At 43.9% G+C, this 12,301-nt stretch carries 7 protein-coding genes; 4 read left to right on the plus strand and 3 right to left on the minus strand.

All coding sequences use genetic code 11. The features are described from left to right. Positions 1 to 39 precede the first annotated feature (39 nt). Entirely contained in the window at positions 40 to 1,173 is a 1,134-nt protein-coding gene (locus AB4180_RS18550) for a cupin domain-containing protein (RefSeq protein WP_102248925.1), read from the plus strand. A gap of 144 nt (positions 1,174 to 1,317) precedes the next feature. Here the strand turns inward: AB4180_RS18550 and AB4180_RS18555 are convergent, their stop codons facing one another. Continuing rightward, positions 1,318 to 3,435: a methyl-accepting chemotaxis protein gene (locus AB4180_RS18555; RefSeq protein WP_017097702.1), complete on the minus strand. Its 2,118-nt coding sequence runs from the start codon at positions 3,433 to 3,435 to the stop codon at positions 1,318 to 1,320. Between the two features lie 513 nt (positions 3,436 to 3,948). On the opposite strand from AB4180_RS18555, the gene emrD reads away from it, so the two are divergent. From emrD to xthA, 3 genes are all read left to right on the plus strand, one after another. Continuing rightward, positions 3,949 to 5,154, plus strand: a complete 1,206-nt coding sequence (gene emrD / locus AB4180_RS18560) for a multidrug efflux MFS transporter EmrD (protein WP_102248926.1) — start codon at positions 3,949 to 3,951, stop codon at positions 5,152 to 5,154. 331 nt (positions 5,155 to 5,485) lie between these two features. Next, entirely contained in the window at positions 5,486 to 7,576 is a 2,091-nt protein-coding gene (locus tag AB4180_RS18565; protein ID WP_198592236.1) for a S9 family peptidase, read from the plus strand. 169 nt (positions 7,577 to 7,745) lie between these two features. After that, positions 7,746 to 8,552, plus strand: coding sequence for an exodeoxyribonuclease III (xthA, locus tag AB4180_RS18570; RefSeq protein ID WP_102248928.1), 807 nt, complete (start codon positions 7,746 to 7,748; stop codon positions 8,550 to 8,552). A gap of 136 nt (positions 8,553 to 8,688) precedes the next feature. Here xthA and AB4180_RS18575 read toward each other — a convergent pair whose 3' ends face one another. Both AB4180_RS18575 and AB4180_RS18580 read right to left on the minus strand, forming a co-directional pair. Next, positions 8,689 to 11,424, minus strand: coding sequence for an ImpA family metalloprotease (locus AB4180_RS18575; RefSeq protein WP_102248929.1), 2,736 nt, complete (start codon positions 11,422 to 11,424; stop codon positions 8,689 to 8,691). Between the two features lie 199 nt (positions 11,425 to 11,623). Further along, the gene (locus AB4180_RS18580) at positions 11,624 to 12,301 is read right to left on the minus strand and encodes an ABC transporter permease (RefSeq protein WP_009846321.1); all 678 of its coding nucleotides are present in this window, start codon (positions 12,299 to 12,301) and stop codon (positions 11,624 to 11,626) included.

Consider the following 12,301-nt stretch of genomic DNA (forward strand, 5'->3'; position numbering starts at 1 on the left):
TAGCATCTAGCATCTAGCATAAAAACATACAGGATTCACATGTACCAACTTAGCTTTTCTATGCCCGAATTTCTTGAAAACTACTGGCATAAAAAACCAACCATCTTGAAAGGTGGCTTCCAAAACTTCGTCGACCCAATTTCGCCGGAAGAACTTGCTGGTTTATCGATGGAAGAAGAAGTGGATTCTCGCTTTGTCTCTAACCTCGACAATCAATGGACTGCAGAACATGGTCCATTCTCAGAAGAGAAGTTTGGCGAACTCACTGAAACACATTGGCAATTGATCGTTCAAGCGGCTAACCACTGGCATCAGGGTGCCAATCAGCTGACTGAAGCGTTCCAAGCGTTACCAAACTGGTTATTCGACGATCTAATGATCTGCTATTCAGCACCAGAAGGCGGCGTAGGCCCCCATATTGATCAATACGATGTATTCATCATTCAAGGCCAAGGTAAACGCCAGTGGAAAGTCGGCGCAAAAGATATTGGCCAATACAAAGAGACCGTTCAAGCTTCTGCACTTCGTCAAATCAAAGGTTTTGACCCGATCATTGATGAAACTTTAGAGCCAGGCGATATCCTTTATATCCCACCAGGTTTCCCGCATGAAGGGAATACTTTAGAGCCGTCAATGAGCTACTCTATTGGCTACCGCTCCCCTAAAGAACAAGAGCTGATCAGCAACTTTGCCGACTTTGTACTTGCTCATGATATGGGTGATGTTCACCTGCATGATCCAGAGTTCAAAACGCAAGAAGGCTACGGCAAAATTCGTTCATCGGATTTAAGCAATCTCACTGACATGTTGAAATCTGCACTAGAGCAACCTGAAACCATCAGTGAATTCATGGGGTGTCTGCTAAGCCAATCACGCCACCAGCTAGATATCGTCGCTCCTGATCCATTATGGACAGAAGAAGAGATCGCCCAACACTTAGAGTCAGAAGGCGAGATCTGTCGAGTATCGGGGTTAAAGGCGCTATACCATGAGAATGAAAGCAACACAGCTTACATCAATGGAGAAGTCGTTAAAGTTGAACAGGCTGATTCTTCGCTACTAAACGTACTGTGTGATGATTCGGTAATTAACTCAACAACTAATCTTTCTCCTTCAGGTGTAACCGTCGTGACGGAATTGGTGAATAAAGGTTACTGGTTTATCGAAGACTAACTTCGTTAATCGGTTTCGCGGATATCGCCAAGCCCTAGAGCGTTAGAACCCAAGAAAAATAAAAGGGACAAATGAAATTTTCATTTGTCCCTTTTTCTATTCAATTGTTAACTAAGCTTAAAAGCTATACAGTGAACAACTAGACTAAACCTTGAACTGATTAACCAATTTCTGCTGCTGTTGGGACAGTTGGTCAATTTCGCTACCCACTTGTTCAGAAGCTGCGGCTTGATCCAAGATCTTCGCACTCAAATCACGGATATTAACGACACTTTGGTTCACTTCACCGGAAACCGATTGTTGCTCTTCTGCCGCTCTCACGATCTGGTTGTTCATATCACTGATCGCTTCTATAGAAGTAAAGATCGAACCCAGATCTTCGACCGCTTTTTGAACATGTAATGCCGTGTCGTTAGCGAGAATATTACCTTCTTGTATCGCTTCAACGACATCTTGAGTGCCCGCGTGGACTTTGTCGATCACCGCTCTGATTTCACCAACCGATGACTGTGTGCGGCTTGCGAGATTTCTTACCTCATCAGCAACGACGGCAAAACCTCGACCTTGCTCACCTGCACGAGCCGCTTCAATCGCGGCATTCAATGCCAGTAAGTTGGTTTGCTCAGAGATCCCTTCAATCACACTTAAGATCTCAGTGATGTTACCGTTATTTTTAGCCAACTCTTCAACAATAGGCACGGCGCTCGACATACGATCCACCAGCTTTCTCATTTCACCGGCAGAAAGCTCGATAACCTGTTGGCCTTGCTGAGCAGAACGATTTGCCTCGCAAGCCGCATCAACAGCTATTTCAGCATTTTGTACCACTAAGCCCGAAGTCTGAGTCATCTCTTCTGCCGCGGTCGCCACAAGATCTACTTCTTTAAACTGAGACTCACTACTTTCACGAGTGCTTGATGCCGAGGCCTTCGCTTGACTTGTCGTGCTCGCCACTTGCTCAGTGGTCTGAATCACCTCTTTAATCGTGTGTTGAAGCTTGTCTAAGAACAGGTTAAACCCTTGTGACAACTGACCAATTTCGTCTTGAGATTTCACTTCCAAGCGTTGCGTTAAATCACCTTCACCAGAAGCAATATCGTTCAGTCTCTCAACCACCTGTCGAATAGGCTTAACAATGGACAGTGAAGCAAAAGCGATGATCGCTAGACCGAAAAGAATAAAGCTAATACCCGCAATCACTTCAGTCTTAATACCTTCACTTAGCTTAGTACTAATAATGGCATCCAATTGATTCGCGTCAGCAACCACACTCTCTCTTGGAATCTCAAACAGCACACCCCAAGTTTGGTTGGCGGCAACAACAGGTGCAAATGCGAGTAACCACTCACCATTCTCACTCCATTGAGTCGTGACTTCGCCACCAAAGATAAAGTCCGTCATTAGATCACTACTTGTATTGTTGCTTTGAAAACTCGAACCAACCGCAATACTTTGATCATCAGAAGCGATAACGGAACCGTCTAAGCTAACGACGTAAACCGCGCCTGCACCTTCAAACAAGCTTTGATCCGATTGAGTGACAACATTGGTTAAACCATCGAGCCTTAAGTCGATGCCCAAGAAACCAATCGCCACATCATCAACGATGATAGGCACCGAAATCGAAGACGTAAGCAGTTCTTGACCACCGCTACTCACAACTCTTGGCGTACTAATACACGTTTGTCCAGATGACAAAGGACAGAAAAAGCGTTCGCTATTGCTGTTATCACTCAATGTTGATTCTGATAACACGTTTGGAAGAACGTTCTCGCCATTATCTGCGACCTTCCAATAAGGAGCAAAACGCCCTCTTTCATTCGAGCCGACATAATCCGCATCGACATAATTCGCATCTTCAGCATCAAGTAAATCGGGCTTGAAGACTAGGTAAGCTCCTTGAATAGAATCAAAGTTCAAAACAGAACGACGAACCATTTCATCTAACGCAGTACGAAGCTCTTCACTTGGGGTAAAGTTTTCGTCTGCGTTGTTCTTTAGAAACTGAGCACTAGAAGCCAACATTTCTGCTCGATAAATAGCTTCATCGACATAACGTTGAGTTTCCTGAGCATTAAGCTGAGAAACGGATGCCAACAACTGTTGAGTTTTGTTAATCACTGATTCTGAGCTTTGAGATTTTATGACCTGTTGATTGCTCGTCGCGTTGTAGATCGAGAAACCAATGAGAGACAGTGACGTAATGATTAAACAACAACCTGCTAAGAGGGTTATTTTCCACTGTACTGATAGAGAGCGCATTTAATATCCTTATTTAAGCCAAAAGACTTCCATAACCGTAACCATCACATTAGTAACAAACTGCTATGCACAATGTGAATGAGTTAGACGAATAGCTTAGCGGATAATTACAGCACAAATTACGTGCATATAAAACGAAAGTTTATAGAAATGTTAATAAATCGTGTATTTTGTCTGTTATTGCTTTGATTTCAAGAGCTTTCAGCTTGTCAGACTTAGGCTTCTTTGTGCCTAAGCTTCCGGTCATGAATAACGCAAATTGCTTCAGAGCAGTTGCAACATTTCAAGGAAGCCTATGACTCCTTTTTATTTTATAACCTCAATAAATTCGGATTAGTTTTTATAATCCAAGCTATAGAATTTTATCTTGATCAACTTCACACTTTTTGGTTGCTAAGTAGACGCTCAATCTCTAATATCTCGCGCCTAGACTCCCAGGTTACTTTACTTATTTGGCTCTCCTTAATGGAACGCCAAGGCTTTTTACGTCCTAATTTTTGGAGAGATACGCAAATGTCCGCCACGTTTCCATTAGCGAAACTTACCTTTTTAATCGCTATCCTGACTGCCGTGGGTCAAATGACTCAAACGATGTACGTGCCTTCTATCGGTCATATGGCGGGTGAGTTCTTGGTTTCAGCATCTTCGCTTCAAGCTGTGATGGCGTGCTACCTGATCCCTTATGGTCTGTCGCAATTTGCATACGGTCCACTTTCTGATCGCCTAGGTCGCAAACCAATCATCGTCGTCGGTTTGATCATCTACATCATCGGTACTTTGGTGGTATTGTTTGCTCACGAATATGAATGGTTTTTAGCAGGTAGCTTTATACAAGGTTTGGGTATCGGTTGTGGTGGTGCGATGTCTCGTACATTGACTCGCGACTGTTTTGAAGGCGCAGAACTGCACCGCGCAAACAGCTTAATTAGCATGTGTGTGATTTTCTCACCATTGATGGCTCCTGTATTAGGTGGGTACTTAACAGAAGCTTTCGGTTGGCGTTCTAGCTACTTGTTCCTGGCGCTGTTTGGTATCGCAGTGGTGATCACCATGATGACGAGCATGATGGAAACTCTGCCAAAAGAACGACGCAAACATGAATCGGTTGCCAACAGCTACAAATTCGTTCTATCTGACAAACGTTTTCAAGGTTTCTTATTGGTATTGGTCGCAACATTTGCAGGTGTAGCGGTATTTGAAGCTGCGGCAGGTGTATTGCTTGGCGGTGTACTTGGCTTGCCTGCAACCACAGTAAGCTTGTTGTTTGTATTACCTATTCCAGGTTACTTAGTCGGTGCTGGCCTATCTAGTTACATCGCACAACGTCGCTCTGAGCGTCGCGCACTGAATGTTGGACTAGTTGCTATCTTGGTAGGGTCTACCGTGGTGTTGATACCAGGTCTATTTGGTCAAACAACAGCATTAACTTTGATTGGTGGTGCTACGATTTACTTTTTGGGCGCTGGTATCTTATTCCCGGCGGCAACAACAGGGGCGCTTTCGCCATTCCCGTACCACGCAGGTACTGGAGGTGCGATTTTGGGTGGTATGCAAAACCTAGGTGCTGGCATCGCAACACTATTGGCCTCGTTCTTCCCAGCTCAAGACCAACTGCCGCTCGGTTGCTTGATGATTGCAATGTCATTCATCGCCATGCTTGGTTTACGTTGGGTTAATCGTAAACCTGACCATTCAAACGAAATGCCATTGGCTATCTAAAGTAAACTCTACCTCAGCTCAAACAACGAAGAGGGACAGACTGAAAAGTGTGTCCCTTTTTCATTGCACGTTTCCCCCCAGCTCACATCTACCATCGATTCCATTAAACATTACTTTGATTTATTGAAAACAATAACAGACACTTACGCTGAAAGTACCAATCCAGAATCCAATTATAAATAACATCACTGGAAGAAAACTAACCACTAAAGGATGCTGGCATTAAAACGAGTAAGGTACACAATAGGATATACAGATGCGTTTCGCTTTAACCACATTAGCCGTATCGGCCGCACTTGTCGCCGGATGCAGCAATCAAGGAATAACAACCATGGACCACAACTCTCCATCGCAACTCATCGCACATCAAACCCAAGCTCCCGTAGCTAAGAAAGTCCCTCATGCAATGACGATTCATGGTAATACCCGAATCGATGATTATTACTGGATGCGTGATGATGAGCGCCAAGACCCAGAGATCTTGCAGCATCTTGAGCAAGAAAACCAGTACGCAGAGGCCGTGCTGAAACACACTGAAGCATCACAAGAACAGTTATTTGAAGAGATCAAAGGCCGAATCGAAAAAGACGACCATTCGGTTCCAGTTCGCAAAGGCAGCTACTACTACTCGAATGAAGTCACAGGTGACAACGAATACCCAGTTCACTTGCGTGAAAATGACTTTTTAGGTACAGACAAGCAAGTCATCTTAGATGTTAACGAACTAGCAAAAGACCATGAATTTTTCAGTATTGGTGGCTTAACGATCAGCCCAAGCGAAAACTTGTTGGCCTATGGCGAAGACACGCTGAGCCGCCGTATTTACACCATCAAGATTAAAGACCTCACGACAGGTGAATACCTAACAGATGAAATTGAAGGGGCTTCGAGCGCGATTGCATGGCAAAACGACAACCAAGCCTTTTACTACATCAAAAAAGATCCACAAACATTACTTGGTTATCAAGTTTACCGTCACGTTTTGGGCACACCTCAGACAAGCGATGAGTTAATCTACGAAGAAACCGACAGCGCTTACTACACCTCTTTGAGCAAAAGCAAAGATGGTGAACAGGTCTACATTTGGCACTCGAGTACAGAAACTAGCGGTGTTTCAGTCATAGATGCCAACAACCCAAACGCTAAAGCTGAAGCTTTCTACCCACGAGAAACGGGTATCGAGTACAGCATCGCTAAGCTAGGTGATTGGTACTACATCTACACCAACTACCAAGCAGTCAACTTCCGTTTAATGAAAGTCACAGCCGAAAAGATGCATGACCGCTCTAAATGGGTCGATATCATTCCTGCTGACGAGAATACTCAGCTTGTTGACTTCGAGCTGTTTGATGACCATCTGGTTTACGAGCAACGTGCGAATGGCTTGTCTACTGTGAAAGTTCGTCAACTCTCAACAGAGAAAGAGTTCCCACTTGAATTTAACGACACTGCTTTTGCTGCTTACTTAACAAGTAACTATGAATTAGATAACTCAAAAGTTCGCGTCTATTACAGCAGCTTAACCACACCAGGTACTTACTATGATTTCGACCTAAGTTCAGGAGAATCCGAAGTCATGAAACAAACACCTGTATTGGGTGATTTCGAAGCGGATAACTACCAATCAGAGCGAATTATGGTAACGGCTCGCGATGGTAAGCAAGTACCTGTCTCTCTGGTTTATCGTAAAGACTTATTCAAGAAAGACGGCACTAACCCAATCTACCAATACGGCTATGGCTCTTACGGCCACACGATCGAACCAACCTTTGGCTCGGCTCGACTCAGCTTACTTGATCGCGGATTCGTTTATGCGATCGCACATATTCGAGGTTCAGAGATGCTCGGGCGCCCTTGGTATGAGGACGGCAAAAAGCTAACCAAGCAAAATACGTTCAACGACTTTATCGATGTGACCAAAGGGCTGGTTGAAGAAGGCTACGGCGCACAAGATAAAGTGTTCGCCGTTGGTGGTTCTGCTGGCGGTCTATTGATGGGCGCAATCATCAACCAAGCACCAGAACTGTACCGTGGCATCGGAGCACATGTTCCGTTTGTGGACGTTGTCACAACCATGCTTGACGAATCGATTCCTCTTACCACCAACGAGTATGACGAATGGGGCAACCCGAACGATAAAACCTATTACGATTACATGCTAGGTTACTCACCATATGACAATGTGAAGGATCAAAGCTACCCGAACATCTTGGTAACAACAGGCCTGCATGACTCACAAGTACAATACTTTGAACCCATGAAGTGGGTGGCGAAGCTGCGTGAGATGAAAACAGACAACAACGTGCTGCTGTTCAAAACCGATATGGAAGCTGGTCACGGTGGCGCTTCCGGTCGATTTAAGCGATTAAAAGAAGACGCACTTGAATACGCGTTCTTTTTAGACTTGCTAAAGACTCAGTAGATTCTGCGCAAAAGTGAGTATTCACACCATTTTGTCGCTATTTAGGGGCGACAAAATGGCGACAGAAATTATTAAGCATGCTTAAATACGATTAATCATGAAATCCACCAAATCAACAAACCCTTGAAAAACAAGCAATCATAAGGGTTTACGAGAGGTATAAAAACAAATGAAAGTAATCAGCTTCAATATCAATGGCCTTAGAGCCCGCCTTCATCAGCTTCAGGCTATTATCGATAAGCACCAACCTGATGTGATTGGTCTACAAGAGATCAAAGTGCACGATGAAGCCTTCCCACTAGCCGATGTTGAAGCTATGGGTTACAAAGTCTACTTCCACGGTCAAAAGGCTCACTACGGTGTGGCTATGCTTTGTAAGCAAGAGCCAATTTCGGTACAAAAAGGCTTTCCTACAGACAATGAAGACCATCAAAAGCGTATGATCATGGCGACGTTTGAAGACGACAATGGTGAGAAGGTCACTGTGCTAAATGGTTATTTCCCTCAAGGCGACAACATTAAGCATGAAACCAAATACCCGTACAAGCGAGAGTTCTACAAGGACTTAATGACGTACCTGAACGATTACCACAACAAAGATGAACAAGTGATCGTAATGGGCGACATTAATATCAGCCCTACCGATATTGATATCGGTATTGGTGAACCTAATGCGAAACGTTGGTTGAAAACCGGTAAATGTTCTTTCCAACCAGAAGAGCGCGAATGGTTAAAAACACTGATGGATTGGGGCTTTGTGGATAGCTTCCGTTTTCTACACCCTGAAGTGAACGATCAATACTCGTGGTTTGATTACCGCTCAAAAGGTTTCGTGGACAACCGTGGCCTGCGTATTGATGTAGTCCTAGCAACTCAAAAGCTTGCTGATAAGTGTACTGAAGCGGGCATCGACTACGAACTACGCGGCATCGAAAAACCGTCAGATCACGCGCCAATTTGGTCGACGTTTAAGTAGTTACTTTTAGGTAACAGAACTTAGCCATATCAAGTAGCTGGTAAATCGTGTTCACTAGGCTAACCAGAAGCGAATAACGAAAGAGAGGAGTTAATATCTCCTCTCTTTTTTCTTCGTGACTCTATCTGCCATATACCTAATTAAGCGGCCAAGCGGTCGTGCCGTCAACATCTAACGGCGTCTTAGCAAATTCATCTAAGCAATAGCCTTGATTAGACGATGCAAAATATGTCAAAGGCATGTTACTTAGACTAAGAGCTGTGACTTGTTGCTTCGCTTTATCACTGAAACTGAATCCCCACATATCTAAGTATTGCTTCATATCCCTTTCTGCTACGTAGCTTAATGCGATAAGCATCCAGTCATTGTTGGTGATGCCTTCGGCTTCTTGTTTGGTGTAATCAGAAAAACCAATAGAGCCTTTACCGTTGTTCCAAAGAGTATCACTGGCTTTCAAGCGATTAAACTCGCGTTCAATCAAGTGTAAGCGCCCTAGTAAATGCCAACCTGAATTCAATACACCTTGCTGCTCAGTCAACATCATCATTTGAATGAACATACGAGCCCCCCAACTCCAACCCGTTTGATTTTGAGCCGCCATAAAAGCGTTTGGATCTGGCTGAGTTCGGCTCTGCTGTAAAAGTTGATACTGCCCTTTAAAGTCTAGGCTTTGGCAAGACGATACCTTTGCCGTATCTTTGTAATACTTTGATTTACTGAAATACGAATAGTAGTTGGTTGTTGAGTGGCCTTCCCACCCAGAGAATCTAAAACGCCCTCTTTCCAGTCCATGACCAAGCTCGTGCAAATCACCATGCCCTAGAGGATGAAAAGACCAATAAGCATCGTAAGGGTTTCCTGAACAACCGTAACCACAAGTCGCTTGATCGGCATTCATGTGCTTTACAATATCAATGTTCGCAATTTCCCAGCCCTTTGCCTCTCCGTATTGGTGTATTTCAGCAATTTCATCAATTCCTGGCCCTTTGAAACCCGCAAGTGCATGAGGAAGGTTGTGTACGTAACGCTCTGTGGCGAGAGCCATATCATGCGGCTGTGCCCAATCAGAAGCTCCGATAGACTCTTTCATCTTGTCTAGTTTAGAGTGAACTTCAAATCCGGGAGTCACCAACTCAGCCCAGTCAAAGTTACCTTCTTCGAGCTGCGCGACAAAGCTATCGTTGTCCGCTTTACTTCGCCAAACAGGGTGTTGGGCAACATTTTCAAAACGCAGCTCTACATCGATATCGTTGGTATCAAAATGAACTTGTAATGTCCCGCCATAGGCAGAGGTCAGGTATATCGTTTCTCCATGTTTTACGGGGTAAGTTACCGAAGTCAAAAACTTCGGCCTTGCATAGCCGTCTTTACCCGAAAACTCATGAGTCGCACCGCTACGTAGTGTGTTAAGGGCAATCGACGTTGCCACTTTGTTATTATCTAATCGCGTCACTTTGATCGTCTTACCCGGTAAGGCATATACACCCGCCGCACGGAAGTTTTTCTTTGACTCTAAAGTAATAATCTTGGTGATGAGAGGGACATTCTTAAAGTTCTTGGTACTGAAGTTCCCTAAACTCGGCTGTGCTGCGTTATGTTGTCGAGTGTTGTATGTCGCGTAATCACTGTAATACGACCGAAGAAAGTCGATTCTATCTGTTACGTCTTTACCCATTGGGTACTTAACGTCTTGTCGGTAGCGATCAGCAAGTAGCAGTAACAGCTTTTCATATTCGTAGTTCTTGGATGCAAAGAGATCAATTTTTTTGCTATCAAGCGTCGTTAGGTGTGAACGAATACTGTTCGCTGCCTTATAGAACTCTTCATCCATGTTGGACTCATCTGGGCAAGATTTGTCATCACATAAATTCAAGTCAACAGTGAAACTATCGAGTTTCAGGCGCTGTAAAAGTGCTTGCTGTTTGACGATATTATCTGGCATTCGATCAATCAGTTGCGTTGAATCCCAATTTGACAGCCCTAGCCTGCGCCAATAGTTATCACCAACATACGTCATATGCATTTCTGCAAATAGTGCGTTGCCTAAGTCCGTCATACCGCCATCAAGATGCAAGTACAGTACGGGAATCTTTTTGTTGAACGCCAAACGTAACCCCGTCATTACATCGTTAATTTCGTCACCATCATTTAACTTTTGAGACAAAATCAATAAATCAGGGTTGTTCGTTTCAATACATTGGCTTAATTTGCTGCCGTCACAGGCGTTATCATCATTGATAACCATCGAAGGATGGATGTTGCTCGTTAGCCAGTTTCGCGTTGCTTTGTCATCAGGAAAATAATAAGACTGATCCATCTGAGCCAAGACAACATTCTTAGGTGAACTTGTGCCTGATGCCCAACCCACCAAGTTTTTCAACCACACTTCCATTTCTGCGTTGACTGAATCCGTTGAACGTTGCTTAGTTCGAAATGGGTTACTTGCTAACGCAGCGTAACGACTACCGCTCGATGTATAACCTGCAATACCAATCGCAAGCTCTTGGTCAGTATATCCACTCTGCATCGCTTTATTGGTTTGCAGGATGACATCGTTGAAGCCGTAAGTTGGTAAGATTATCGCGGCATCGTGTGTTGGATCCCAATGAAGATTGCGCAGCGGCGTGCCGTCTGAATTTTTAGACAGAGACTGTTTAATTTGACTGTAATCAGATTTGTATTGGGCAACGAGCGTTTGGCTGGCGTCAATAAACTCATTGGCATTAGATACAAGGGATGCATCTCCGGATTCAAGCGCTTTTTGTACCGCCGTTTTACTCGGAGGTTGAGCGGAATCACTAGAACCACCACATGCAGAAAGTAGTAGAGACGACGGCAGAATTAGACACAAAGATAAGATATTTTTTTTCATTGTTATACGACACTCAAAAAAATTGGAGCAAGTGTATCTATGGGTTTACTTAAGTCAATTGATTCGACTAATGGGTTCGTAATTTATGGAGTGAATTTAACAAATACCACTTAAACTTATTGGTACCCGAACAATTGAATTGAAATTAAAAACGGCGCTACAAGAGCGCCGCTTATCTAAGAAAATCTGTATCGTAGAGTTAACTTAACGGCCTTAGGTAAGCAAGGAAACGCTTCTCTGCAAATTTGAAAATCGCAATGATGATAAACGTTAGCGCCATGTAGAATAGACCTGCAGTTAGGAAAGACTCGAATGGAGCGTAGTAGCGAGAGTTAACCAAACGTGCAGCACCAGTTAGATCCATAATGGTTACGATACCTGCTACCGCTGAACCATGAAGCATAAAGATAACTTCGTTACTGTAAGCCGGTAATGCACGACGTAGAGCACTTGGTAAAATGATGCGGCGGTATGTCTTGGGTGTGCTCATACCATACGCCTTTGCTGCTTCAACTTCACCTTTCGGTAAGCCATTAATAGCACCACGAATGATCTCTGCAGTATATGCTGATGTGTTTAGAATAAACGCAACTAAAGCACAGAACCACGCGTTTTCCCATAGTGTATCTTTTACTGGGAAGAATTGGTCCATACCGTAGTAAATCAGGTACAACTGCACCAATAACGGCGTACCACGGAAGAAATAAATGAACGACCAAGCTGGTGCATTAATCATCATATTTGGACTGTTACGAGCGATAGCTAATGGTATGGCTACGAATAAGCCAACAATCAAAGCGACACAAACCATCCAAGCCGTTGTCCACAAACCACCAAGGTAAATCGGCAGGCTTTCAATTATCAATGAAAAGTCCAT

Source organism: Vibrio sp. 10N.286.49.C3 (assembly GCF_041469545.1).
In the GTDB taxonomy this organism is placed as follows: domain Bacteria; phylum Pseudomonadota; class Gammaproteobacteria; order Enterobacterales; family Vibrionaceae; genus Vibrio; species Vibrio tasmaniensis_A.